Raw genomic sequence first — 23,307 nt, forward strand, 5'->3', positions numbered from 1 at the left:
AAAAGAAATTAAATGTAGTTTTAAGTGAAAACGGGGAGGAAAAGTAGAGAGAAGAAACAAAAAGGAGGGATAAACGTGTTTGGGTTAAATGATCTTCCAAAGTTTGTGTGGTCATTCTGTCTTGTGTTGCCACTTGTATCACTTGTTCATCAGCTGGGGCATTCCGTCATGGCAATTATTTTCGGAGGGAAGGTCGATTTTACTATTGGGCGAGGGAAAACGATTCTTAAAATGGGGAAGTTTAAAATTAAGTCAGTCTATTTTTTAGACTCGTTTTGTAAATATGAAAATCTTAAGAATGACAGTCGCATTTCTCATGCAGTGGTGTATGCGGGTGGTGTACTGTTTAATTTGCTTACTATTTTTATAATAAATGGATTAATTATGGCTAATATTCTGCCTGAAGATATATTTTGCTATCAATTTGTTTATTTTTCAGTCTATTATGTTATTTTCTCACTGCTGCCAATTCAATATACAGAGACATCTGCAAGTGATGGACGTGCTATATATAACGTATTACGGTACGGGAAAACGTGTGATCCAGATTAAAGGGCTGTGTGTAGCAGCCTTTTTTGGTGCGTTTTTTCTCGTTCATTTAAATAAAAAAGGAAAACTTTACGAAAAGAAAATAGTAGCGGATAATAAAGATAGTAGATGTTGGAATGTAAGAAAGGAGAGGATTCATACGATTATTGAGACAGAACGAATGACGCTGCGAGCCATGGCTGAAAGCGATGCAGGAAATTTACTGAAAATCTTTGAGGATGCTGAAGCAATGAAGTATTATTCTTCTACTAAAAGCGAACAAGACACACGCCGCTGGATTCAATGGATGAAGCAGCATTATCAAACGTACGGCATTAGCATGTGGATCGCTGAGGATAAACAGAAAGGAGAGTTTCTAGGGCAGTGCGGCATGATTCTTCAAAAAGTAGACGGAAAGGTAGATCCAGAACTTGGTTATTTGTTCTTACGCAGCCGCTGGGGGAAAGGCTATGCGAGTGAAGCAGCAAAAGCTTGCTTAGATTATGGACTTCATACGCTGAAATTTCAGAAGATTATATCATTGATAGATCCTGACAATTACCCATCGATTAAAGTGGCTGAAAGAATTGGCATGAAAAAAGAAAAGCAAGTTAACAAATGGGACAAATCATTATTCTTTTATAGTATATATAATTAAAAATGAGAGTATAGGAGTGTTAGCATGATCAAAATTAAGAACGTTTCGGTAAAACGAGCAGAAAAAGAAATTTTAAAAAACGTGTCGTGGTTAGTGGAAAAAGGGGAACATTGGTGTTTGCTTGGGTTAAATGGTTCCGGAAAAACGACGCTTTTAAATATAATCAACGGATATATCTGGCCTACAAAAGGCCAAGTAGAAGTTCTTTCAAGGAAATTTGGAGAAACAAATCTGTCTGAGCTCAGAAAAGAAATCGGATGGGTAAGTTCTTCGCTTCAGCAGAGGTTTCGAGATGACGATACGGTTTTAGAAATGATTTTAAGCGGCAAATTTGCCTCTATTGGTTTATATGAACAAGTGGAGCAAAAAGATATGAACCAAGCTATAGAATTAATGCAGCTGCTAAATTGCGAAGATTTACAAAATCAGGCGTACGGAACACTTTCTCAAGGAGAGCGCCAGCGAGTGCTAATTGCCCGAGCTCTTATGGCTTCACCAAAGCTTTTAATACTTGATGAGCCAAGTACAGGTCTAGATATAATGGCCCGAGAACAGCTTCTTCAGCTGATTGCAAAAATGGCAGAGCAGCCAAAAGCGCCTACGCTTATTTATGTTACTCACCATGTAGAAGAAGTTTTGCCTTGCTTTACCCATACGCTTTGTATGCGCCAAGGAGAAGTGTTTTCTTCTGGAAAAACGAAGGACCAGCTCACTGAGCCGCATCTTTCTAAATTTTTTAATCACTCCGTAGAGATTCAGCAGCAGAAGGAACGCACTTGGCTGTCATTAAAAGAACCGGTAAAAAGCTGAGCTAGCGTCGAGAAACCTTCTTACATACCATGGGAAAAAGAGCGCTGCTTGCAATGGAAACAAGCTCATTGTGGAAATAATGTTTACATGCTACATAAATAGTGGTGCCGCAAATAATATCAATTAGTAAAAAAGCAGCAAGGTCATGTTTATCAATGGTTACAAATACAAAAGAAGAGGAATCATAAGCTGTCATCGTTGGCTCCTTTAGTTACATCGTTATGTTACTTTATTCACAGAAGGCTTGGGCTATACGAACTTTTAAAGAAGTAAGATGATGACAGCTGATTCTCTTTTCTACAGCTGATAATATTCTTGTTCGAGTATACTCATGATAAGATCTGTCTGAAATGCTTCTTCAATAAAAGCACCTTCACGCTCTATTCCTTCTTTTACAAAACCGCATTTTTCATAACAAGCAATGGCTCTATTGTTGTATTCGAGCACTCGTAAATCGACTCTGTGCAAGTGAAGGTATTCAAATGCGTACGCAAGTACCAATTTTGTAACTTCAGTGCCGAGCCCTTGATTCCAAACGGAAGAATCAAATAAACCAATTGCATACCGTGCGCGCCGGTCGTACTCGTTAACGGTCAGCCGGGCCTCTCCGACAAACCGCTGCTGATATTCTATACACCAATTCAGCTTTTGAGACTTTATGTACTCGACGTGCCGCTTGGCACCTTGTAATGTAAGAGGTTTTAAGTTTCGGGTATCGCCTCCGTACATGCGAATAAGTTCTTTTGTTTGTTTGCATGCTAGATAGTCATTTACATCGCTGTCTTTTGGTTTTCTTAGTATCACGTTTTTTCCTTTTAAAAGTGGTGAAACATTATTCATTTGATGCATCCTTTCTTTTCTAACATTTAAAAAGATATTCCACTTGTCTCCTAAAAAACCTGCTTTTATGTATAAAAAGAAATTGAGACATAACTACGTCCATCGAATCTTAAAACAAACAAATGGGATCAATGCGCTAGTATGGAGTGCTTGTTACACCGCGGTTGATTTCCATGCAAGACTTGGCTTCCCATTAACTGCTGAAAGCAGCTACATACATGAAGCCTACGTTCATCCTACAAATGAAAAAATCCGAACGAGTTGGATTCTCAAGCAAGAATCTCGATTCATCGTTCGGATCTTCCTTCAGCTAAACTACTTTTGTCCCAGCCTCTTTACAAAGAATGTTTTTTTGCGTAGTGGGCAAGTGCAAGAAGAGGAAAAATATCATTGTAGCTGTGGTACTGAATATAAAATTGTCCAGGAAGACCAATTCCCGTGGGGTAATGAGTTTGCTGCTCTGTAAGATTTGGATTCAGTAAAAATTTAATTCCTTTTTCAACGGCTCGATCTTTTAACGGACATATTGTCATTAAAGCATCGAGAGCCCAAGCCGTTTGAGAAGGGGTGCTAAACGATAGTGGCACATATTTTTTTAAAGAAGCGCTATAGCATGATTCTCCGAATCCACCGTCTTCTTGTTGAATGCTTTTGAGCCAGTTGATAGCTCTGATGATACGCGGATCAGAAGCAGAAACCCCTACAGCACGGAGTCCTGTAATAGCGGCCCACGTTCCGTAAATGTAGCAAACTCCCCACCGGCCGTACCAGCTCCCGTTATCCAATTGATGATCAAACAGCCATTTTACTGCAGCTTTAATCGAAGGGTGGGATTTATTCATACCAGCAAAGTTTCCGAGGCACTCAAGCACTCGACCGGTTAAATCGGCAGTAGCCGGATCCGTCGCTGCATCTTTTGCATTTTCAAGCGGCAGATAAGTAAATAAAATAGAGTCGGTATTTTTTTCAAATGCAGCAAAACCCCCGTCTTTGTTTTGCATGGACAGCAGCCAGTTAATGCCTCTTTGCCAAGACTCCAAATAATCTGTATCAGTTTGCGCTCTTCTAGAAAGAGCTCTGATAGCAGCAGACGTATCGTCTAAGTCAGGGTTATTCGTATTAATATCGGAAAACCCCCAGCCTCCAGGTGCTGTATTTGGGTTATGAAACTGCCAATCTCCAAGCTTTGTATGCTGTCTTTTCTTTAAGTAGCGAGTTGTGCCTTTAATCATGGGATCTTGCTGCGGTACACCTGCTTCCTGTAGAGCGTAAGAGAGCAGCGCGGTATCCCAAACGGTTGACGTGGAGTTTTCTACGTGCACGTGGCCGCTGCATGTACTAAGTAGTGAACAAATCCCGTCAATTGCTTTTTGGATCACAAATGAATCTTTTTTATAGCCAAGAGCCAAAAGACCGTAAATCATAAAAAAAGTAGAGGTGGCGTAGCTGTAGAGTGTTCCATCTTTTTCAATTCTTTCTAGCATGTAACGCTCGGCTGCTTGATAACCAAGCTTGTGGATGTAAGAAGGTAAAGAAGCCAGCTGTTTTAAATGGTCGACTAAAAAAATAGAAGCGCGTGATTCTTGAGTAGTTTCCTCCGATTCCTGTTTCTGTTCTCTTACATCTAAATGAGAAAGAGAAGGTGTATGCCTAGAAGTAAGTGAAAACTTTTTGTTTCCTGCTACCATCATCGGAACGAAGTGAATTCTGGCATAGGTGCTTAATTCATAAAAGTTAAGCGGTACATAGGTAGGTACGAGCAAAAGAGAAAGCGGGAGGTAAAATAGCTTTGGCCACTCGTATAAGCCGTTAACAGAAAGCATCCATCTTGTGAGAAAATGAGCGCGCGAAATGCCTCCCGAATCTATAATATATCTTTCTGCTTTTCGCAAAATCCGGTCGTTTTTTTGGTAATAGCCTGAATATAAAAGAGCTGTATAAGCTTGAATAGTGGCGGATAAGTTATGTTCTTCATCATCAAACAACGTCCAAAGACCATCTTCATTTTGAAGGGAAACGATCCGTTCGGTTAATTGTTTAATCAACACTTCTTTATCTAAATCAAAGGTGCGAAGAAGCATAATTAAAAACGCATCAGGCATAACGCCTGTTTCAAAACAGTAGCGAAATGACCCGTCATTTTTTTGTGTTGGGCGCAGATAGGCGATTCTTCGCTGAATCTCTAGCTGAACTTCCTTTAGCAATATGATCACCTCTTATGATAATGCTTTTCAATCTTTCGACCTGTTTCTTTATAACTGTATTCAAAGGAAGAGAGTTCTATGAGAGGAGAAAGTTGCAAAGAATAGAGCGCTTGCTGCACAATAAAGGTACTGGAAAATTGGAGTGATAGAAGTGAAAGAAATACAGGTAGAAGTCATTCAAGGACGAGGCTCTTACCGAGAGCTTGGTGAAATGCAAGGGAAATTACATAAAGGAACAAAGCTGTTTGAAAATCATCAAAAAAGAAGAAAACGTTCATTACGAAGCTATCAAACGATAACAAAAGAAGCTCGTCATTATTACGACTTATTTGCTCCCGGACTGTGGGATGAACTAGTGGGCTTAGCAGAAGGCTTAGATTGGCCTCTTGAAGACGTTATTCATGAGTACAGCGGGTATCAGCAAGAGTGGAAAAAAACGGGATGTTCGGCTCTTATGCAGCACGGCGTGTATGTACGAAACTACGATTATCATCCTAAAACGTACGAAGGTCGATTTTTGCTTTTTCAGCCAAATGAAGGGTATGCAAGCGTCGGATTTGGAACGAGAATGATTGGGCGAATGGATGGAATGAATGAAAAAGGACTGGCAATTGGCTATCATTTTGTTAATCGCCGCCGTCAAACAAACGGATTTATTTGCTGTACGCTCGCTCGGTTTATTTTAGAAACATGTGAAACGACAGAAGAGGCTGTTGCTATTTTAGAAAGAGCACCGCATCGTCATGCGTTTAATTATTCCATTTATGACCGCAGCGGACAGGGAGCAGTAGTCGAAGCATCTGGACGAGGCGTTCATGTACAAAGAGGGACGATGATGGGGTGTACGAACCATTTTAATCAGCTAATCGAAGAAAATCGTCATCATTTGGTAGAGTCAAAGGAAAGGCTCGATCATATTCGAGATCATATTGAAAAAAAACTATCGCCTCTTGAAGCTTTTTCTTTATTTAATGAAGATGAATACGGTATTTTTAAAGAAGATTACCGGAATTCTGCTGGGACGCTTCATACAGTAGCATATGTACCGGAGACGCTGCAAGTTATTGTGGGGATTGGACGAAAAGCAAAGCCTCTCATTTTCTCGTTTGAAGATTGGGTGAAAGGAGAACAATTAACTATAACGAAAATAAAAGGAACGGTAAATACAGATGAACCATTTCCGTTTCAGTAAGGAGCAGCGTAATGAGAATTGTAACGAATCAAGAGATGTATCAAGTAGATGATTATATGATGAATGCAATTGGGATGAGTGAAGAGTCCCTTATGGAAAATGCCGGGCAGGCTGCTGCAAACGCGCTGAGTGAGCGAATTAAAAAACATGAAAACATAGGGCTGCTTATAGGAACGGGAAACAATGGAGGAGACGGCTTTGTTATTGCCCGTGCTTTGAAGTCAAAAGGCTATGAAGTTGACGTCTGGGTAGTTCCTGCACGGGGAAAAATAAAAGGCGCGGCTAAAAAAGCCATGATCATCTATGAAAATGCTGGATTCACGTGGCAATCGGCGGGAGATAACTTCTCTGTAAAAAAGTATACGGTGATTATTGACTGTCTACTAGGGATAGGAGTAAAAGGCAGCATCAAATCTCCTTACGATGACATTATGAAAAAAATAAATGACTCTAAGGCTTACATATACAGCATCGATGTCCCAAGTGGAGTAATGGAACAGAAGCAAGAGCTTACGGTACGTGCAGATGCTACGATTACGCTTCAGCAGCCGAAAATCACGGCATTTACATACCCAAGCAAAGAAAGTTACGGTGAATTGATTGTAGTAGATATTGGCATCCCGCCGCTAGCAATTGAAAAAAGTTCATCACTTAAGGAAGTATGGTCAACTCAGCATATTAAACGATCTTTTCCCATTCGAAACGCTTCGTCTAATAAAGGTACACATGGAAAGGGAATCGTAATAGGAGGTTCGCTTCAAACACCCGGAGCGCCGATGCTAACGTCAAAAGCAGCGCTCACAAGCGGAGCGGGACTTTTAACGCTTGCGCTTCCGAGCGATATTCATGCGATTGCAGCTGCTCACATGCTGGAAGTGATGTATAAACCATGTCCAAGCAAAGATGGATTTTTTGCAGGCGAGATTCCTTTAGAAGAAGGGAAGTATAATGCAATTGCAGTCGGACCGGGGCTTGGGAGAACGAAAGAAACGAAGAAAGTCGTCGAACAAGTGCTTCACCAGCCGGTTTCTGTTGTGGTTGACGCCGATGCTCTTTTTCATCTTCCCCATTTAGAAAAAGAAGTAAAAGAAAGAGAACATGCCACGATTTTAACGCCTCATCCGGGAGAAATGGCAAGGCTCGTGGACACAACAATCGCCGAAGTAGAAGCAAATCGATTTTCAATATCTAGGCAATACGCAGTAGAAAATGGTGTGTACCTTGTATTAAAAGGTCCAAACACGATTGTTGCAACACCTGACGGAAAACAATACGTAAATACCACTGGAAACGCGGGACTTGCAAAAGGCGGAACGGGTGACACGTTAACAGGGATCATCCTCGCTTTTATTATGCAGCATGATTCTCTTCAAGAAGCAATCAGTAATGCGGTATATGTTCACGGAAAAGCAGCGGATGTGCTGCTCGATCAGGGGCATACAATGATGGATATGTTAGCAAGCGACGTTATTTCTGCACTGCCGGCAGTCTTAGGGCAGCTGAGTGAGAAGTAATTTCTTCTAGATTATTAAAATTTGTTGACAAAATCCTTCAAAAAGTTGTCAAAACTCTTTGTAAATGATAACGTTATTTTACGTAAGATTTTACATAGAAAGAAAGTGATGTTGTGTACTACTCAATGAGACCAAGAGGCATTCATTTAGCTGTGCCTACACTTTTCTTCCTTATCACAGTCGTGTTATTTGCGATGATGCAGTTTGGTTTTTATTTGGATTCCAGCATTCTTCGTAAAATTTGGGTCATCGTTATGGCTTTATTGCCCATTGCTGGACTAATCACGGCTATTAAAGGTAGAAGAGGAAGCGCAAAGCCGTGGTTAATTATAGGGAACGTGATTCTTATTTTAACCGTTACAATAATGAGCGTACAGGCTATTATTTACTAAACAAAAAAACGTGTTCGCCAAATAGGCGGACACGTTTTTATTAGGAAAGAGAAACGATTTGCTTGGTTACATAGGCAGCTTCTCCTGCGATTACCACACCATACGTATTTTCTTTTTTTGTAATTTCTACATGAACGAAGCCATCTTTATCTATTTCCTGTCCTTGCTCAATCACAAATTGCCAGCGGTCGTTATCTTGCAGGTCCACATATCTCGCATAATAGGCGCCCATTACGCCTGATGCTGTTCCAGTTACGGCGTCTTCTACCGTACCTGAAAATGGTGAAGAGAAATGTCTTCCGTGCATATGAGCTTCTGAGTGAATCGTTTCAAAACAAAAGGGATGAATAGATGCTTTTGGCATATCTGTTAAAATATGAGGAAAATCTTCTTGATTAGGCTTCATCTTTTTACAGGCATCTAAATTTTTTAAAGGTACAATAAGCGTCCAGTTCCCTGTACTTCCATATACAATAGGAAGTCTTTGATCAAGGTCATCAATATGAAGATTAAGAGCTTTTGCCAGTTTTTCTTTTGAACCTGAAAACGGATGAAACTGCGGAGAAGCTTGACTCATGGTGATAACAGGTTGTCCGTTTCTATTCTGTACAGTCATCGGCAAAATTCCAGCATTTGTTTCCACTGTAAATGTAGTTTTTGGAAGTTTGTTTTTACTATGTAAAGCATAAAGAGAAGCGACGGTCGCATGGCCGCACAAATCTGCTTCTTGTCCGGGCGTAAAGTATCGAATTCGTAAATCAGCGCGCGAAGAGTCCATGATAAAAGCAGTTTCGTTAAACTGTGCTTCATAAGCAATCTTCTGCATTTCTTCAGCTGAAAAATCATCTCCGTTAAACACAATTCCTGCAGGGTTTCCTTTATTAGGGCGCGTGCTGAACGCATCGTATTGATAAACAATCGCTTCTTTCATAGAAATTACCTCCATTTTGATATCATTGTATGAAAGCTTTAACCAGTGTCGTTAAATAATCGGCTGTTAAAATAGTGAAGTGCCTGAACGTTATTTGGAATAAAAAAACAGCAGTTTTTACCTGCTGCTTTTCACTTCGCAAAACTATTCTTGCATCGCGGCATTTATTCCTTCTTTTCTAACTTCCAGTATATGAGTAGCTTTTTTATCAATATCTTTAGCTGTATCGGAAGAAATGACGCCTACGCTGCTTAAGTCATAGGCAAGACTTGTAACAAGCAGTTGCTCTCTTTGTGCTAGTGTGCCGTATGTAAGTGCAGCGGTTTTAGCTTGAATGCCACTCATATTTAATTCATCAGTAGAAGAAGCTGCTTCTTTTTTTGCGGTTATTGCTTCTTGATAAAGAGAATCATATCCTCCAAACCCCACTTGGGCAATTAGAAAGTTATAAATATCATCGGCCGATTTTTTAGAAGGCTGAGAAAAAGCTCTTTGAAATTTATTGCGCGGTAAAAAGTTTAGTGCCGCCTGTCTTCCGTCTTCATAAATTTTTTCTTGTATTTCTTTAGTAGTTTTTTCGTCGCTTTTTTTCTGCGCTGCATCTAGCTGTTTGCGATATTTTTGAATAATGACTCCGTCCTGCTGATTGTTTCCCTCTTTGAAAGTAGCCGCGGCTTGTGGAACATCTGACGTTGCTAGAGTCTCAGCAGCGTTCTCTGAAGAAGAAAAGAACGTATTTTTGACAAAAATAAGTGCAAAGATCAGCAAAATAAACCATAAAAACCTGAATTTCTTAAACAAAATGTTCACCTCTGTATAATATTTCTAAATTATGTAAAACAACATGGACCAGTATACAGCAATTTTCGTGTTTTTTTACACATTTACCCAAAAATAAGAAAATAGTAAGAGGTGATTTTATTAATCTAATAGATATATAGGTTCATTGTTATGTTTCTAAAGAAACCATTGATCTATTTGTACTGATTCACATAATCGAATATGTTTTTGCTAATAAGGCTTAAAGTGACAAGAATAAAAAGCGTTCGGACGTACGTCACGCCTTTTGATAGAGCGACATTTGACCCGACAAAAGAACCCACGATCATCGCAAACCCCATAATTAATCCGTAAGAAAATACAACAGAATCGAAATATAAAAACACAAGCAAAGCACCTAAGTTACTGCCGAAATTTAAAAATTTTGCACTGCCTGCTGACTGCAGGAAATCAAATCCCATAAATAAAAAAGCAAATAAAATAAATGAACCTGTGCCTGCTCCTAAAAAACCATCGTAAAAGCCAATAATAAAAATAAGTGCAGTAAAGAAAATAAGTTTCTTAATAGACAGCGGCTTATACGTGGACGTGGTGCCCCAGTTTTTTTTGAAGATTGTATAAATAGCAACTAAAACAAGGAGAATCAAAATAACTGGTTTCAAAAAAGCAGAGGATAGAAAATGAACGGTGATTGAACCTCCTAAAGAACCAATAAATACAAAAGGAAACCATTTACCTACGACGCGAAAATCGACTTTTCCGGATTTGACAAATCGAATGGTACTCGTTAATACGCCCATCGTTCCGGCTAATTTATTTGTAGCTAAGGCAGCAGCGGGAGGCAGGCCTAAAAATAAAAGGGCAGGCGTTGAAATTAAACCGCCTCCGCCAACTACAGAGTCGATGAATGCAGCTAAAAAACCAAATAGTAAAAGCAAAAGAACAATCTGTAAACTTAATTCTTCCATAAAGCACCTTCCTCATGTCATAATATGTAGTGACTACTTAAATAGTAACTATATAAAATGCAGTTGTAAATATGTAAATGATGAAAATTTCAAATAACTTAAAAAACAGGGAGGTTCTCTCTATGGAGAACATTATTCAGCAGCTTCAGTCGCTTGGGTTTAATCAGTATGAATCAAAAGTATACGTAACGCTTGTCAAAAAAGGATCTTCTACCGCCTACAGCATTAGTAAACATTCAGGTGTGCCAAGAGCGCGTGTATACGATGTTTTACAAACGCTAGAGGAAAAGGGCATGGTGCTAAAAGAAGAGCGCAGTGATGGCACGGAGTACACACCGCTGCCCGTCGATGCTTTTTTACATTCGCTGCAAAAAAAATGGAATGAAACGTATGAAGACGTTAGCGAAACGCTTAAACGTTTTGAAGCTGCGGAGTCTATAGAAGAAAGCCGGATTATGACGATGAAAGGAGAAAGAGCCATTCTCGCTTTTTGTGAGTCTCTATTGCTAAAAGCAAAAAATAAAATTGTCATCTCACTTTGGCCTAGTATTTACAATGAGTTGAAGCCTCTTTTATTGCAATTAAGAGAGAGTGTAACACTAAAAGGAATTGTGTTTGAACAAAGTGAAGTGATGGAGGAATTTGACCGGCACCGTCATACAAGCTATACCGAAAATATTGGGAACCAAAACTGGTTTATTATAGCTGTTGACAGCAAAGAAATGATTTATGGTCATAAAGAAATGGCTTACTATACCAATAATGCAGTCAACATTAATTTACTTGAGAATTATATTTGGCATGATATTCTCGTTAACAGACTTGTAGAAAAAAGTGATCAGGAAATGGACAGGTGGATTGAAAGGGAAAGAGAAATCTTTTTTGCGTAGAAAAACCCGCTTTATGCGGGTTTTGTATTAAAAAGTTTGTGCAAGTTTTTTGGCTTCTGCTATGCCTTTTTCTTTAATTTCCTGAGCTTTATCTGGCATTGCATTATGCCCTTCCACAAAAATGCCGTCTAACGAAGGGACTCCAAAGAAATTCATCATAATTCCAATATAGCGATGCCCCATTTCCATATCAGCTGCAGGACCTTCAGAATAAATGCCTCCGCGCGCTTGAATGTGAAGCGCTTTTTTATCCGTTAATAGCCCCACAGGACCTTCTGCCGTGTATTTAAATGATTTACCAGCTACGGCTACAGAGTCTAAGTAGGCTTTCATAACCGGTGGAAACGAAAAGTTCCACATAGGCGTTACAAAAACATATTTGTCCGCTGTTACAAACTGTTCGCTCAATTCTGCAAGGCGATTAACTTTTTCCTGTTCATGAGAAGAGAGTTCAGAACCCGACTGAAGTTTGCCCCAGCCGCTAAATACATCCGCATCAATATGAGGGATATTTTCTTTATAAAGGTCAATATGTACAACTTCGTCACTTGAATTGTGCTCTTTGTAAGTATCGATAAATGCTTTTCCAGTTGCCATACTGAATGATTGAGACTCATCGTGAGGATGAGCTGTAATATAAAGTACTTTTGCCACGTTTTATCAACTCTTTCTTGTTTGAAATAATGTACTATCTTATCGTTATCACTCGTACAAAAAACTATACGCGCTTTGTCAGGAAAGCTAAAAAAGAGCGCAAGAAAGAGATGTCTATATAGAAAATAATGGTATAATAAATGTTTGAATATTTACATAACAAGTATGTGTAACAGAAGTAAATAAGAGGTGTCGAGATGAAAGAAAAATGGATAATCGTTACGGGTGCAGGTTCTGGAATTGGTAAAGAAATTGTAAAAGAGTGTGTGTCAAAGTGCTATTCAGTTATTGCTTGTGATATTAATGATGAAGCTTTGAGACAGCTAGCTGAAGATACAAAGGGCCATATTGAAACGTATGTAATAGATGTTAAAGAAGGGAAGGATGTAAAAGATCTTTTTTATCAAATAAAAGATAAAAATTTGTATGGGTTAGTTAATAATGCAGGCGTGTATTTAGGGAAAAATTTATTGGATTATGAAGAAAACGAAATAGATTTTGTGATGGATATTAATATTAAAGGATATGTTTATTTCTCCAAGTACTTTGGCGAATTGTTAATGAAAAAGGAGACAGAAGGAGCGATTATTAATATATCGTCCGTGTCAGGAATGGAAGGAAGCTCCGATGCTATATATGGAATGTCTAAAGCAGCAACATTAGGATTAACCAAGAGCTGTGCGATGAATTTTTCTCCTTATATCCGGGTGAATGCTGTAGCACCTACAATGGTAAATACCGATATGATGAAAAATATTCCAGAGTGGCGCAAAAATGAATACATCGCTCATCAGCTGATTCCAAGCTTTGTTACGCCTCAAGACGTGGCAGATACGGTTCTTTTTTTACTGAGCCCTCAAGCAAAACATTATACAGGAGCCACCTTCGATTTAAATAGCGGATGTTATTTGCGCTGAATACTCTTTCAAAAGGAATTGAGACATAACTACATCAATCCAATCCAAAGACGAACAAATGGGATAAATAATTCAGTATGGCGCTTGTTAAACCGCTGTTGATCTCAGTGCCAGACTTCGCTTTCCGCGGGCGGTCGATGAGCCTCCTCGTCGCATGCGCTCCTGCGGGGTCTCATCTGTTCCGCTTTTCCCGCAGGAGTCTTCGCCTTGCCCTCCAATCAACAGCTAGAAGCAACTACATACATGAAACCTACGTTCACTATCACCATAAAAAAATTAGAATGCACTTAATTCTCAATAAAGAATTTTAATTCATAGTTCGGATCTTCCTTCAACTAAAATACGTTTGTCCCATCCTCCTTTTTGTTTTCTTAAGAATTCTTAAGAAATTTACTTAACGTTTCTTTAGTTTTTTTTTCTATTCTAGAAAGAAAGAGTAGAAAGAAGGAATAGAAAATGAATTTAGCTTTTATGTATCAATATTTTCATCAGCCGAGAACGGTAGGAGCACTTTTGCCAAGCTCTACGCACTTAGCGAAAAAAATGGTAAAAGGGATTGATTTTGAACATGCAGCCTGTATAGTAGAGTACGGGCCAGGAACCGGAGTTTTCACCCGTGAATTAATAAGAAGACGAAGCGCTCGTACAACTTTGCTTCTTATCGAATACTACCGGTACTTTTACGAAAAAGTAAAGGAACAAGTAAGAGATGAAAAAAATGTGTACGTGATACACGGCTCAGCTGAAAATATCCAAAAGTACTTGATACAGTACGATATTCCAAAAGTAGATTACATATTATCAGGTCTTCCTTTTGCTTCTTTAGCGTCTGAAGCGTCGGACTGTATTTTGCAAAACACGCGAAGTGTATTAGCTGATGAAGGGAAATTTATTACGTTTCAGTATACGAATTTTAAAAAGGAGTTGATCCGCACGTCTTTCCCGCAGATTGAAGCGGAAAAAGAGTGGAGAAACGTTCCGCCTGCATACATTTTTACATGTGAAAAGAATGAGATATAAGGAGTTTGTAAATGAAAGACAGAATCTTAATTATTGATGACGATGAGCAAATTCGTAATTTAATTGGTATTTACTTAGAAAATGAAGGATTTGAAGCGCTGAAAGTTTCTAATGCTGTATCTGGGTTAGCGCTTTTAGAAGAACAAGAAGTAGATTTAATTATATTAGATATTATGATGCCGCAGATGAATGGGATTGACGCTGCTTTTAAAATACGTGAAGGAAAAAACATGCCTATCATTATGCTGTCGGCTAAGTCAGAAGATATGGACAAGATATCTGGCTTAACAGCAGGCGCAGATGATTACTTAACAAAGCCATTTAATCCTCTCGAGCTCATCGCGCGGGTTAAACCACAAATTAGACGCTATAAAAAATACAATCAACGTGCTGAGCATGAAATTATTCAAATTGGCGATTTGGAAATTAACCGCAGCACCCGACTTGTCTTTGTACGCGGCCAAGAGATTCGCTTAACACCAAAAGAGTTTGATATTTTAGAGCTGCTTGCACGCCATAAGGGCACGGTGATGAGTATGGGGAAAATATACGAAGCCGCTTGGCAAGAAGATGCGTTTAAATCGGATAATACCGTAATGGTTCATATTACAAAGATTCGCGAAAAAATTGAGGATAATCCGAAAAAGCCCATTTATATTAAAACAATATGGGGCGTAGGATACAGGATATGAGAAGAATAAGTGTAAAGTTTCTTTTTGCTGTCATTATAAGCTTTTTGGCTACTAATTTAATTTTCATTTTAATTTCTAGGCTTGTTTTAAGCAGGTATATACAAGAAGAGAAAATGAATGTTTCTGCATATAACCTATTGGCGTTTGGGCTTATTTCTATTGCGGTTGTGGTCTTTATTTTTGTTTTTTTAGTACTTATTCGTTCCCATATTCGTTACCTGAAAGAAATTTCTGAACAGGTTCAAAAAATATCAAATGGAGATTTAGGCGCAACCATCCATGTACGAGGAAAAGATGAACTGGCTGAATTAAGTCAAAACATTAATAAAATGTCTGCGCAGCTTCGTACAAAATTTGATCGTGAACGAGAGCTGGAGCAAGTGAAAAATGAGCTAATATCCAGTGTATCTCACGATTTGCGTACGCCGTTAACATCCATCGTTGGATACCTAGATTTAATCAAAAAAAGAGAAAGTATGGATGATGAAACATTAGATAGCTACTTATATATTGTTGATTCAAAAGCAAAATACTTAACTGATTTAATAGAAGAATTGTTCGACTATACGAAATTGACGAGTCCTGATCTGCAGCTTCAACGAAATGAGGTCGATATGAAACGTTTGCTTCAGCAGGTAATAGGAGAGTACGAGCCGATTTTAAAACGAGAAGGCATTGACGTTCAGACTAACTTTGCTTGTGAATGGAATGCACTTATTGATGTGGAAAAAATGGTAAGAGTATTTCAAAACTTGCTCGAAAATGTCAAGAAATACAGCAAAAAGCCTTCCGTATTAGAGGTGAATCAGGAAATTTACGAGGGTTACATAGTTATTTCCTTTAGGAACAGCATTGATATCAGTGAAAAAATTGAGGTAGAAAAGTTGTTTGATCGATTTTATCGAGGTGATGAATCAAGATCGGACGCGAATGGTTCAGGTTTAGGACTGGCTATTGCAAAACAAATCATCCAGCTGCATCAAGGAGAGATACGAGCGGAGCGTCAGCATGATAAGCTCACTTTTTTTATAAATCTGCCCCTAACACAAGAAAGCCTTAAGACTCACTTGTAAAGATTCTTAAGGCTTTTTGCGACTATTTTGATGCCATATTCAAATTCTGCAAGCGTCGCATAAGCAAAGGATATTCTGATATGCTGCGACGTTTCATGATCATACAATGCGCCTGGGTTTAAAAGAACGCCTTGGTCGAGACAATGCTTAAATAACTTCCGCATCGAAATAGGCTTATGCAGCGTAAGCCAAAAATAAAAACCTCCGCTCGGAGTATTCCACGAAGCAAGGCTTTTCAAATGCTTCTCTAAAATGGCCTGTGTTTGCTGAGCTTTTTCTTTTAATTTATAGCGTACGCTGGCCACATGCCTATCATAAATTCCGGTTTTAAGAGCCTCAGCAGCTGCCCATTGAGATAAGGAACTGGCTCCGTAGTCAACTTGCATTTTAAGGTCGGCCAATCGCTCAATTACATGTTCAGGCCCTACAATCCATCCAATTCGAAATCCTGGACTGAATGTTTTAGAGAACGTTCCTAAATAAAGAACCATTCCATTTTTATCTCGAGCTTTTAATGAAAGTGGAGGCGGTGAATGGAACCAAAGCTCTCCGTAAGCATCATCTTCAATAATAGGCAAATGCATTCTTTCACACTGGCGAAGCAGCTCTTGGCGCCTTTGTTCACTCATCGTTACATTGGTGGGGTTATGAAAGTTCGGTATTGTATATAAAGCTGTGCCTTTTTCTTTTTCGTGCTGGTCTTTTAATGAAGCTAAATGCATTCCTTCTTCGTCTAACGAAACGCCCGTTATTTTCATTTGTGCGGACTGAAATAACGGCAGAGAATAAAGATAAGAAGGCTTTTCAGCTAATATATTGGCACCTGGAGACAGCAGGCCGATTGAAATTAACTGAAGGGCTTGAAGTGAACCGGATACAATTAAAATAGATGAAGGAGAAGTTTCAATGCCTCGTTTTTTTACATGCTTCACTAACTCTTGTCGGAGTTCATCATTTCCTCTTGGGTGCTCGTAGCCTAAGTGTACGCTTCTATAATTAATTCCGCTAAACAGTTCCGAAAGCTGATGGGAAGGAAGCAGGTCAGGTGCTAACTCTCCAGTTCCTAAACGAATAATGCTCGGTTGAAATTCAGCTTCGTTAATATGGCGGATAGTTGGAGAATTTGGTTGGTATATTCCTGCTTCTACATACGAATTCCAGTTCATGTGAGAACCTGATGCTAGTAAGCTCCACGTATTATTAATGACCTTGGTGCCGCCACCTTTGTTTCCGCTGAGCAGTCCTTCAGCAATTAAGTTTTCAGTTGCTGTCACCACCGTGCTTCTATTTACAGAAAAGCTAGCAGCTAAATGACGCTGCGAAGGAATTTTAGTTCCAATAGGCCACTCTCCATTTATGATTTTCTCTATCATATACTCTTGAATTTGTTTGTGCATTGGCTTTTTATCAGCCGGATCTGGAGTCCAGTTCATATGAGACCACCTTTTTATAATTTGGTTGGTATTATAAATCAAAACTTGGATGGAGACAACAGGGGAGGTCAATTGTAAGATGAAAGAGAAAGGAGAGAGCAACATGTTTACAGTGGTTATGCATGCTTTATTGTTAGCATTCGGTTTGATTTTACCTTTAGGGGTACAAAATGTGTTTGTTTTTAATCAAGGAGCAAATCAACGAACGTTCAAACAGGCGCTTCCCGTAGTTTTCACGGCTTCTGTTTGTGATACGATTTTAATTCTAGTAGCAGTGCTGGGAGTTTCAGCAGTAGCCGCTGCTTTTTCATTTTTTCAAACGCTTATTTTTGGAATAGGTCTTCTTTTTTTAGCGTATATGGGCTTTGTGACGTGGAAGAGCGAACCTTCAAAAACGTCATTAAAGGAAGGGATGACGGTAAAAGCACAAATTTTATTTGCTGCTTCTGTATCTCTGCTAAATCCCCACGCGCTGATGGATATTATGGGCGTGATCGGAACAAGTTCTCTACTGTACAGCGGAAAAGAAAAATGGATTTTTACGCTGGTGACGATATCCGTTTCATGGATATGGTTTTTGTCCTTGGCTTTTGCAGGAAAAGCAGTAGGAAAAATGGATTCGAATGGGAAAATAATGATTTGGGTCAATAAGGTTTCTGCATGTATGATTTGGGGAGTGGCTCTTTACATGGCAAAAAGTATCTTTTTTCAGTAAAATAGATGCTAAAAAGAAATTTGTGTAATAGAAAGAAGTACTTTTTTCTAGAAAGCGAGGGTAAAAGATGATTCAAGGAATTAATCATATGTGCTTTTCTGTGTCAAATTTAGAACAATCCATCACATTTTATCAGAAAGTGCTAGGAGCAGAACTTTTAGTGAAAGGAAAATCCACCGCTTACTTTAGTTTGAATGGACTGTGGCTGGCGTTAAACGAAGAAAAAAGTATTCCTAGATCAGAAATTCAGTATTCGTATACTCATTTAGCGTTTTCTATTTCTATTGAAAACTTTGACGAAGCAAGAGAGCTGTTAAAACAGCATAATGTAACCATCTTACCTGGAAGAAATCGTGACGAGAGAGACAAAAAATCTATTTATTTTATGGATCCTGACGGTCATAAATTTGAATTTCATACCGGCACGCTCCAAGACCGTTTAGCGTATTACCAAGAAGAAAAGCCTCATATGACATTCTATTCGCTAAAAGAGTAGTATTAAAATAGTTATATAAGGTTACAGTTTTATTACATTCGCATTCCTCGCTCAGTTATCATTAAATAAACGATGCTGTTGTGATATAATGGAAAAAAAGTGAGGAGGAGGAAGAATGTATACCGCAAAACAGGTGAAGTTTGGTTCGCATATTGTGATAGGCATACTTTTCGGCATCCTAGCTGCAATGTTAATCGGCACTTTTTATCAAAATGTACCGGGTGTATTACCGTATGGTATGATTAGCGGACTTGCAGTAGGACTAATAGCAGATACATATTATACAATTAAAACAAAAATAAAGGTTATCTAATATAGAGAGTAAGAAAAAGCAGTGAAGCTATAGCTTCACTGCTTTTTCTGTTTCGGATTATATCACTCAAAAAGCACTACATCCAATCCGTTTCTGCGGTAACAGGTTAGAAGCGTATACAGTTCTGCACGGTGATGGTATAAATGAGACTGAATTTCAAGCAGCCACTCAAAACGTGTATACGTGCATCCCCAATAGGATGTGTGCAGTGAAAATAGCTTTTGTTCGTCAAAAGAAGAGTAAACTGCTTTTAGCTGATTGAAGCCCTCTACTAAAGCTGCTTTGAGTTCAAGCTTTGTATAAGCTGGATGCTGCAGATAAAAGTCATTCATTTTATCTGCAGAGTAGCCTAAGGAAATATAATAGTCTGCACTACAAATGAGACATAAATGCTGCAGCAGTTCTTGAATAGACCGCTTGTGAGGGAGGAGGGGACGATAAGCAAGCTCTTCTTCTGTAACGTCATTAATGATTGCGGTTAGGGAATGGATGTTAACGTTTATTTGATTAAATACCATTTCACAGTACGAATTCATGTATTCACATCCTTTTTATTCAAATAAATACCGCATTTTTTGATCGAGCCAGTACTCTGATTTTTCATTGTTATCGAGTTTGATATAGCAATCGACAATTTCATCATAATTAAATTCCTTTTCTTCTACTAAATCAATAAATTTAATGAGTAAAAATACGGCTTTTGAAACCTTTCCATTCTCACAAAGCCATTCTTTCATCCAAATTAATAAGTCAAGAAGAATAATTTCTATTTTTACTCGGATATCAAGGAACCAATCGTCATAAATCGTTGTTAAGTAATGAGGAACTAATTGCTGCAGTCGCTGTTCAGCTTCCTTGAATTTCAGCGCCGGGTCAGACTGTTCGGTTATCCACTGAAGGTCAGTTAGTAAATCTAATCCATCGCTTGACACATCGGCGTTCAAAGAAATGAGCTGTCTATTAACAAGTAAAACTGGCTCTTCCTTTTCTGCGTTCAATAACTTTTTTAAATGAGACAAGTAGACGCGTAAATTCTTTTTGGCATTGCTTAAAGGTATGTCAGGCCAAAGCGCTTCGCATAGCTGTTCTCTGCTGATAGAATGATGAAAAATAAGATATAGTAAAATTTCTTGAGCAAAGCGCTTATTCCAGCCCTCTGTAATAAGATGGCCATTTACATAGACGGAAAAAGAGTATAAGAAATCTACTTTAAGAGAGGGCGTGTGGGCATGGAAGTCTTTTTGTATGTCTATAGCCGTATCACTTTCCCAGTTTTTAAGTATTTTCATAGAGTCATTTCTTAAAGAAGACGGCTGAGTTTTGTTACTTTTAATAAAATCTACGGCAATTTCTTTGAGTAAAGTTGTTTTTTCTTTTACTAAAAATAAAGAATGTGCGTTGGGTATGGTCATATGACTGTAGTTTTTTAAAAACATCGTTTTTGAAATCAGATACTGAGATGAAAACAGAAAATCATGTTGGCCAGACAAAGTGAGTACAGGAAGTGAAATACTAGTCAACTCTTGAAATAGATTGTCTGTTATAGATAGTTTAAGAAAGCGGAAATATACACCGGGATCCATTTTTTTAGTCTTTCAATTACCTGTTGTATGTTTGTAGGTTCCAGACTCTCTAGTTTGCCTAATTCGAAAATTTCATCTACCGGTATTTGCTTTTTACTTTCTTCGTTGTAACATCTCTTAATCTTTTGGAGGGTGCTATCTGAATAAAAAGGAAGAGACAATAGTATCAGTCCTTCAATAAGAAATTCATAGCGAGCAGCAAATTTAACAGCGATTTGTCCTCCAAATCCCACTCCAACTAAGTAACATTTTTTTATATGTAACGTATGTAATAAGTGGAAAAGATCTTCAATATGAGCCTCAAACGATATCTCCCCTGTAGCGGAGGCGCTATTTCCTGTCTCTCTCAAATCGTATTGAATAACAGAATAATGTTGGGTTAATTCTGCAGTAATAGAATCAAAAAGCGTATGATCAGTGATAACAGAATGAACCATTACAATGGTTTCTGTCTTGTCAGTGAATACGGGCGAATGAACTTCATAGTAAATTTTTTCTGTCGCCGTATGCAGAAAAGGCATAAAAACAATCCTCCTAGTGTCTAACTGTAGCGTTTGTGTAACGGTAAAATTATTATGATAAGAATAGACAAAAATTTCAAAAAAATGGGTGCTTTTTAGTAATTAAAAAATGTCTAATGTTCTAGTAATATCCATTATACTGTAAAACCATAGTGAGAAATAAGGGAGAATGCCCAAAAACAGCAAAAAGAAAACGTTATCAATTTCGAAAAAAGAAGAACGGAGGAGAATTATGAATTTTAAAGACGAAAATGCGTTAGACTTAGAATGGGTTATGCTCATAATGGAAGCAAAACAAACAGGTATAAGCAATGAGGAAGTTAGACAATTTTTACAAAGTATTAGCTCAAATTCTTAGCCGATGCACTAGTAAGGAAATAAAGAATTCTCTAAGCATAGATAACCCTTATAACCAGTCTCAAGCGATTTTCACTAGATGTATAATCACCCTTTTCTAGATGTATAATCACCCCTTTATGGTAAGAACGTTTATTTATAATGCACGGTAAAGTGAAATTATGGTATTATTATCGATAAGTAAGCATTAGTAAGGGTGATTAAAATGACAATTGGTCAACGTATTCGAGATCTTAGAATGAAACAGGGAATATCGCTAACAGAACTTGCAAACCGAGCGGGTGTTGCTAAATCGTACATATCTTCAGTAGAAAGAGGAATTCAGCTCAACCCATCTATTCAATTTCTAAACAAAATTTCTACCTCATTGAACGTGAGTATTGATAGATTGATTCATGAGCCTATGGATAAATCTGAATCGTTGGATATTGATGATGAGTGGCTTGAGTTAGCAAAAGAAGCAGCGGAGTCAGGAATAAGCAAAGAGCAGTTTAAACAATTTCTTGAATTTCAAAAATGGCAGCGGGCAAAGCAAGATTAACTTCGCGGAATATACATAAAAGAGAACTTATATAGAATAACTGCTAAAAAATCATGATTACAAAAAAGAGATTCCATTTGTCTATGGAATCTCTTTTTTGTAGGCTTAAGAAGAAATAAAATGGGACGAGAATTCTTTTTCTCGCTGAAACTGAATACGTTCAAGAGCTATTAATTTTGGCTTTCTTTTCTTTTCAAACTGTCTCAATGTTTCTGAAATCTCTTTGTTTTGATAAAAAACTTGATGCAGTAAGTCAGACAGTAAATCAGCATCTTTTAATGACTCGTTTAATCCAAAAGCGCCAGTAGGGGTCATCGTATGAGCAGCATCCCCTAATAATAACAGGTGATGCTTTGACCATACTTCGCTTATGCTGCTTTGCACAGAAAGAAGCGTAAAGTCTGACCACGACGTAATAAACCTTTCTATTGAAAGGTTTAAGCTAGGAAAAGCGTCTATTAAACGCTGAATAAACGGTCTAAACGATTGTTTTCGAAGAGCAGGATAGCTGCCTTTTTCAATATTCCATCCGATTTGAACAAAGCCTTTTGCTTGAGAAAAAAGCGCCACCTGCTGCTGCTTCACAAGTGCAAATTTAATAGAAGGCTCCCATTTCTCAGGTGCAGGAATTTTCGCCCAAAGCAAATCGTATCCATGATTGTGGATATTGTTTTTTATGTGCGCAAGTTTGCGAACAGTTGAATATCGACCATCTGCTCCAATAATGATTTTACTTTCAACTATTATTTCACCCCGGCCTTTTTGCTGAGCTTTTATTCCAGTATATTGGCCTTTTTCATTCTGCATTAGTTCCGTTATTTTTGTGCCCAGCATAAGCTTGTAGGAGGAATGGATGCTTGCTTGGTTATTTATAGACTGAAGAAGGTGCTGCTGTGGAACATGAATTCCTGCATGTCCAAGTTCAGATTCTATGGTTTTGAATATATGTCCATCCTTCCAGTATTCGACCCTAGACATTCGAAGAAGGCCTAAGCTTTCAATTTCTTCAAATATATGATGTTTCTTAAGAATCATTTCTCCATCTTTATTTAAATGCTCGCCTCGAAATTCTTTTCCAAGCTTATTAGATCTCTCTACCAATATAGTTGATATATTTTGTTTAGCCAGTAGATAGGCCAGTAGAGCACCGCCTGGTCCGGCTCCTATTATACACACATCTGTTTGATAGTTCATTTTCTTCACCTTGTTTGTTATATGCAATTAAGTTACTTTTAGTAAGTATATTAACTTTTATAAATGTTAATGTCAACTTTTTTATAGCTTT

29 protein-coding genes are annotated in these 23,307 nt (G+C 38.2%); 16 read left to right on the top strand and 13 right to left on the bottom strand.

Annotated features, from left to right (window positions below; translation table 11 throughout):
• Positions 1-75 precede the first annotated feature (75 nt).
• The 3 genes from ACN6NE_RS22170 (at position 76) to ACN6NE_RS22180 (ending at position 1,996) form a co-directional block, all read left to right on the top strand.
• Positions 76-552 (top strand): site-2 protease family protein, encoded by a 477-nt coding sequence (locus ACN6NE_RS22170; protein ID WP_129708800.1) that lies wholly within the window; start codon positions 76-78, stop codon positions 550-552.
• 157 nt (positions 553-709) lie between these two features.
• A complete protein-coding gene (locus ACN6NE_RS22175; protein ID WP_474327743.1) occupies positions 710-1,186 on the top strand; it encodes a GNAT family N-acetyltransferase in 477 nt (158 codons plus the stop codon).
• Between the two features lie 24 nt (positions 1,187-1,210).
• Positions 1,211-1,996, top strand: coding sequence for an ABC transporter ATP-binding protein (locus ACN6NE_RS22180; RefSeq protein WP_474327289.1), 786 nt, complete (start codon positions 1,211-1,213; stop codon positions 1,994-1,996).
• A 1-nt stretch (position 1,997) separates the two neighbouring features.
• On the opposite strand, the gene ACN6NE_RS22185 is transcribed toward ACN6NE_RS22180, so the two are convergent.
• From ACN6NE_RS22185 to ACN6NE_RS22195, 3 genes are all read right to left on the bottom strand, one after another.
• The gene (locus ACN6NE_RS22185) at positions 1,998-2,192 is read right to left on the bottom strand and encodes a hypothetical protein (RefSeq protein WP_129708806.1); all 195 of its coding nucleotides are present in this window, start codon (positions 2,190-2,192) and stop codon (positions 1,998-2,000) included.
• A 101-nt stretch (positions 2,193-2,293) separates the two neighbouring features.
• On the bottom strand, positions 2,294-2,836 hold the full coding sequence (locus tag ACN6NE_RS22190) for a GNAT family N-acetyltransferase (protein ID WP_129708809.1): 543 nt from the start codon (positions 2,834-2,836) through the stop codon (positions 2,294-2,296).
• Between the two features lie 335 nt (positions 2,837-3,171).
• Entirely contained in the window at positions 3,172-5,049 is a 1,878-nt protein-coding gene (locus ACN6NE_RS22195) for a terpene cyclase/mutase family protein (RefSeq protein ID WP_129708812.1), read from the bottom strand.
• A 142-nt stretch (positions 5,050-5,191) separates the two neighbouring features.
• Between ACN6NE_RS22195 and ACN6NE_RS22200 the strand changes: the two genes are divergently transcribed.
• From ACN6NE_RS22200 to ACN6NE_RS22210, 3 genes are all read left to right on the top strand, one after another.
• Positions 5,192-6,232: a C45 family autoproteolytic acyltransferase/hydolase gene (locus ACN6NE_RS22200; protein WP_129708816.1), complete on the top strand. Its 1,041-nt coding sequence runs from the start codon at positions 5,192-5,194 to the stop codon at positions 6,230-6,232.
• 11 nt (positions 6,233-6,243) lie between these two features.
• The gene (locus ACN6NE_RS22205; RefSeq protein ID WP_474327292.1) at positions 6,244-7,746 is read left to right on the top strand and encodes an NAD(P)H-hydrate dehydratase; all 1,503 of its coding nucleotides are present in this window, start codon (positions 6,244-6,246) and stop codon (positions 7,744-7,746) included.
• Positions 7,747-7,859: 113 nt separating this feature from the next.
• Positions 7,860-8,138 (top strand): hypothetical protein, encoded by a 279-nt coding sequence (locus ACN6NE_RS22210; protein WP_223268911.1) that lies wholly within the window; start codon positions 7,860-7,862, stop codon positions 8,136-8,138.
• Between the two features lie 40 nt (positions 8,139-8,178).
• Here the strand turns inward: ACN6NE_RS22210 and ACN6NE_RS22215 are convergent, their stop codons facing one another.
• From ACN6NE_RS22215 to ACN6NE_RS22225, 3 genes are all read right to left on the bottom strand, one after another.
• Positions 8,179-9,069 carry a PhzF family phenazine biosynthesis isomerase gene (locus ACN6NE_RS22215; protein ID WP_474327295.1) on the bottom strand — a complete coding sequence of 297 codons (891 nt, stop codon included), beginning with the start codon at positions 9,067-9,069 and terminating at the stop codon, positions 8,179-8,181.
• Between the two features lie 144 nt (positions 9,070-9,213).
• Positions 9,214-9,879: a hypothetical protein gene (locus ACN6NE_RS22220; RefSeq protein ID WP_474327296.1), complete on the bottom strand. Its 666-nt coding sequence runs from the start codon at positions 9,877-9,879 to the stop codon at positions 9,214-9,216.
• 164 nt (positions 9,880-10,043) lie between these two features.
• Positions 10,044-10,817, bottom strand: coding sequence for a sulfite exporter TauE/SafE family protein (locus ACN6NE_RS22225; RefSeq protein ID WP_013056888.1), 774 nt, complete (start codon positions 10,815-10,817; stop codon positions 10,044-10,046).
• 122 nt (positions 10,818-10,939) lie between these two features.
• Between ACN6NE_RS22225 and ACN6NE_RS22230 the strand changes: the two genes are divergently transcribed.
• On the top strand, positions 10,940-11,707 hold the full coding sequence (locus ACN6NE_RS22230; RefSeq protein ID WP_474327298.1) for a TrmB family transcriptional regulator: 768 nt from the start codon (positions 10,940-10,942) through the stop codon (positions 11,705-11,707).
• A 27-nt stretch (positions 11,708-11,734) separates the two neighbouring features.
• Here ACN6NE_RS22230 and ACN6NE_RS22235 read toward each other — a convergent pair whose 3' ends face one another.
• On the bottom strand, positions 11,735-12,361 hold the full coding sequence (locus ACN6NE_RS22235) for an FMN-dependent NADH-azoreductase (RefSeq protein ID WP_474327300.1): 627 nt from the start codon (positions 12,359-12,361) through the stop codon (positions 11,735-11,737).
• Between the two features lie 197 nt (positions 12,362-12,558).
• On the opposite strand from ACN6NE_RS22235, the gene ACN6NE_RS22240 reads away from it, so the two are divergent.
• A complete protein-coding gene (locus ACN6NE_RS22240; protein ID WP_474327302.1) occupies positions 12,559-13,278 on the top strand; it encodes an SDR family NAD(P)-dependent oxidoreductase in 720 nt (239 codons plus the stop codon).
• Positions 13,279-13,365: 87 nt separating this feature from the next.
• Here the strand turns inward: ACN6NE_RS22240 and ACN6NE_RS22245 are convergent, their stop codons facing one another.
• Positions 13,366-13,500 (bottom strand): hypothetical protein, encoded by a 135-nt coding sequence (locus tag ACN6NE_RS22245; protein WP_276319808.1) that lies wholly within the window; start codon positions 13,498-13,500, stop codon positions 13,366-13,368.
• A 234-nt stretch (positions 13,501-13,734) separates the two neighbouring features.
• Here ACN6NE_RS22245 and ACN6NE_RS22250 point away from each other — a divergent pair, with 234 nt between their 5' ends.
• The 3 genes from ACN6NE_RS22250 to ACN6NE_RS22260 are packed head-to-tail and all read left to right on the top strand — an operon-like array spanning position 13,735 to position 16,063.
• Positions 13,735-14,298, top strand: coding sequence for a class I SAM-dependent methyltransferase (locus tag ACN6NE_RS22250; protein WP_474327304.1), 564 nt, complete (start codon positions 13,735-13,737; stop codon positions 14,296-14,298).
• An 11-nt stretch (positions 14,299-14,309) separates the two neighbouring features.
• Complete coding sequence (locus ACN6NE_RS22255; RefSeq protein WP_474327307.1) at positions 14,310-14,990, top strand: response regulator transcription factor; 681 nt, start codon at positions 14,310-14,312, stop codon at positions 14,988-14,990.
• Complete coding sequence (locus tag ACN6NE_RS22260; protein ID WP_474327309.1) at positions 14,987-16,063, top strand: HAMP domain-containing sensor histidine kinase; 1,077 nt, start codon at positions 14,987-14,989, stop codon at positions 16,061-16,063. The genes ACN6NE_RS22255 and ACN6NE_RS22260 overlap by 4 nt, the downstream gene beginning before the upstream one ends.
• On the opposite strand, the gene ACN6NE_RS22265 is transcribed toward ACN6NE_RS22260, so the two are convergent.
• Positions 16,054-17,496 carry an aminotransferase-like domain-containing protein gene (locus ACN6NE_RS22265; RefSeq protein WP_474327311.1) on the bottom strand — a complete coding sequence of 481 codons (1,443 nt, stop codon included), beginning with the start codon at positions 17,494-17,496 and terminating at the stop codon, positions 16,054-16,056. The two genes, ACN6NE_RS22260 and ACN6NE_RS22265, sit on opposite strands and share 10 nt — an antisense overlap.
• 103 nt (positions 17,497-17,599) lie before the next feature.
• Here ACN6NE_RS22265 and ACN6NE_RS22270 point away from each other — a divergent pair, with 103 nt between their 5' ends.
• From ACN6NE_RS22270 to ACN6NE_RS22280, 3 genes are all read left to right on the top strand, one after another.
• Positions 17,600-18,211, top strand: coding sequence for a LysE/ArgO family amino acid transporter (locus ACN6NE_RS22270; RefSeq protein WP_129708852.1), 612 nt, complete (start codon positions 17,600-17,602; stop codon positions 18,209-18,211).
• A gap of 67 nt (positions 18,212-18,278) precedes the next feature.
• Positions 18,279-18,707 carry a metallothiol transferase FosB gene (fosB, locus tag ACN6NE_RS22275; RefSeq protein ID WP_129708855.1) on the top strand — a complete coding sequence of 143 codons (429 nt, stop codon included), beginning with the start codon at positions 18,279-18,281 and terminating at the stop codon, positions 18,705-18,707.
• Positions 18,708-18,822: 115 nt separating this feature from the next.
• The gene (locus ACN6NE_RS22280) at positions 18,823-19,020 is read left to right on the top strand and encodes a hypothetical protein (protein WP_129708858.1); all 198 of its coding nucleotides are present in this window, start codon (positions 18,823-18,825) and stop codon (positions 19,018-19,020) included.
• A 62-nt stretch (positions 19,021-19,082) separates the two neighbouring features.
• Here the strand turns inward: ACN6NE_RS22280 and ACN6NE_RS22285 are convergent, their stop codons facing one another.
• From ACN6NE_RS22285 to ACN6NE_RS22295, 3 genes are read right to left on the bottom strand one after another with little or no spacing between them, the layout of a single operon-like run.
• A complete protein-coding gene (locus ACN6NE_RS22285; protein ID WP_474327313.1) occupies positions 19,083-19,556 on the bottom strand; it encodes a DinB family protein in 474 nt (157 codons plus the stop codon).
• A 15-nt stretch (positions 19,557-19,571) separates the two neighbouring features.
• Positions 19,572-20,603 carry an AfsR/SARP family transcriptional regulator gene (locus ACN6NE_RS22290; protein WP_474327315.1) on the bottom strand — a complete coding sequence of 344 codons (1,032 nt, stop codon included), beginning with the start codon at positions 20,601-20,603 and terminating at the stop codon, positions 19,572-19,574.
• The gene (locus ACN6NE_RS22295; protein WP_474327317.1) at positions 20,561-21,124 is read right to left on the bottom strand and encodes an alpha/beta fold hydrolase; all 564 of its coding nucleotides are present in this window, start codon (positions 21,122-21,124) and stop codon (positions 20,561-20,563) included. Before ACN6NE_RS22295 ends, ACN6NE_RS22290 begins: the two co-directional genes overlap by 43 nt.
• A 232-nt stretch (positions 21,125-21,356) precedes the next feature.
• Here ACN6NE_RS22295 and ACN6NE_RS22300 point away from each other — a divergent pair, with 232 nt between their 5' ends.
• Both ACN6NE_RS22300 and ACN6NE_RS22305 read left to right on the top strand, forming a co-directional pair.
• Positions 21,357-21,482, top strand: a complete 126-nt coding sequence (locus ACN6NE_RS22300; protein WP_474327319.1) for an anti-repressor SinI family protein — start codon at positions 21,357-21,359, stop codon at positions 21,480-21,482.
• Between the two features lie 204 nt (positions 21,483-21,686).
• Complete coding sequence (locus ACN6NE_RS22305; RefSeq protein WP_116072478.1) at positions 21,687-22,022, top strand: helix-turn-helix domain-containing protein; 336 nt, start codon at positions 21,687-21,689, stop codon at positions 22,020-22,022.
• 105 nt (positions 22,023-22,127) lie between these two features.
• Here ACN6NE_RS22305 and ACN6NE_RS22310 read toward each other — a convergent pair whose 3' ends face one another.
• Complete coding sequence (locus ACN6NE_RS22310) at positions 22,128-23,216, bottom strand: FAD-dependent monooxygenase (RefSeq protein WP_129708867.1); 1,089 nt, start codon at positions 23,214-23,216, stop codon at positions 22,128-22,130.
• Positions 23,217-23,307 lie beyond the last annotated feature (91 nt).

Source organism: Priestia sp. 53B2, assembly GCF_056099005.1.

What these genes read in the sequence shown, in the direction of transcription:
- ACN6NE_RS22260 (WP_474327309.1), top strand. Translation starts at nt 14,987, where the DNA reads ATGAGAAGAATAAGTGTAAAGTTTCTTTTTGCTGTCATTATAAGCTTT.
- ACN6NE_RS22215 (WP_474327295.1), bottom strand. Translation starts at nt 9,069, where the DNA reads ATGAAAGAAGCGATTGTTTATCAATACGATGCGTTCAGCACGCGCCCT.
- ACN6NE_RS22255 (WP_474327307.1), top strand. Translation starts at nt 14,310, where the DNA reads ATGAAAGACAGAATCTTAATTATTGATGACGATGAGCAAATTCGTAAT.
- ACN6NE_RS22205 (WP_474327292.1), top strand. Translation starts at nt 6,244, where the DNA reads ATGAGAATTGTAACGAATCAAGAGATGTATCAAGTAGATGATTATATG.
- ACN6NE_RS22305 (WP_116072478.1), top strand. Translation starts at nt 21,687, where the DNA reads ATGACAATTGGTCAACGTATTCGAGATCTTAGAATGAAACAGGGAATA.
- ACN6NE_RS22285 (WP_474327313.1), bottom strand. Translation starts at nt 19,556, where the DNA reads ATGAATTCGTACTGTGAAATGGTATTTAATCAAATAAACGTTAACATC.
- ACN6NE_RS22240 (WP_474327302.1), top strand. Translation starts at nt 12,559, where the DNA reads ATGAAAGAAAAATGGATAATCGTTACGGGTGCAGGTTCTGGAATTGGT.
- ACN6NE_RS22295 (WP_474327317.1), bottom strand. Translation starts at nt 21,124, where the DNA reads ATGCCTTTTCTGCATACGGCGACAGAAAAAATTTACTATGAAGTTCAT.
- ACN6NE_RS22230 (WP_474327298.1), top strand. Translation starts at nt 10,940, where the DNA reads ATGGAGAACATTATTCAGCAGCTTCAGTCGCTTGGGTTTAATCAGTAT.
- ACN6NE_RS22250 (WP_474327304.1), top strand. Translation starts at nt 13,735, where the DNA reads ATGAATTTAGCTTTTATGTATCAATATTTTCATCAGCCGAGAACGGTA.
- ACN6NE_RS22290 (WP_474327315.1), bottom strand. Translation starts at nt 20,603, where the DNA reads ATGGATCCCGGTGTATATTTCCGCTTTCTTAAACTATCTATAACAGAC.
- ACN6NE_RS22300 (WP_474327319.1), top strand. Translation starts at nt 21,357, where the DNA reads ATGAATTTTAAAGACGAAAATGCGTTAGACTTAGAATGGGTTATGCTC.
- ACN6NE_RS22270 (WP_129708852.1), top strand. Translation starts at nt 17,600, where the DNA reads ATGTTTACAGTGGTTATGCATGCTTTATTGTTAGCATTCGGTTTGATT.
- ACN6NE_RS22310 (WP_129708867.1), bottom strand. Translation starts at nt 23,216, where the DNA reads ATGAACTATCAAACAGATGTGTGTATAATAGGAGCCGGACCAGGCGGT.
- ACN6NE_RS22225 (WP_013056888.1), bottom strand. Translation starts at nt 10,817, where the DNA reads ATGGAAGAATTAAGTTTACAGATTGTTCTTTTGCTTTTACTATTTGGT.
- ACN6NE_RS22280 (WP_129708858.1), top strand. Translation starts at nt 18,823, where the DNA reads ATGTATACCGCAAAACAGGTGAAGTTTGGTTCGCATATTGTGATAGGC.
- ACN6NE_RS22180 (WP_474327289.1), top strand. Translation starts at nt 1,211, where the DNA reads ATGATCAAAATTAAGAACGTTTCGGTAAAACGAGCAGAAAAAGAAATT.
- ACN6NE_RS22185 (WP_129708806.1), bottom strand. Translation starts at nt 2,192, where the DNA reads ATGACAGCTTATGATTCCTCTTCTTTTGTATTTGTAACCATTGATAAA.
- ACN6NE_RS22175 (WP_474327743.1), top strand. Translation starts at nt 710, where the DNA reads ATGACGCTGCGAGCCATGGCTGAAAGCGATGCAGGAAATTTACTGAAA.
- ACN6NE_RS22190 (WP_129708809.1), bottom strand. Translation starts at nt 2,836, where the DNA reads ATGAATAATGTTTCACCACTTTTAAAAGGAAAAAACGTGATACTAAGA.
- fosB (WP_129708855.1), top strand. Translation starts at nt 18,279, where the DNA reads ATGATTCAAGGAATTAATCATATGTGCTTTTCTGTGTCAAATTTAGAA.
- ACN6NE_RS22265 (WP_474327311.1), bottom strand. Translation starts at nt 17,496, where the DNA reads ATGAACTGGACTCCAGATCCGGCTGATAAAAAGCCAATGCACAAACAA.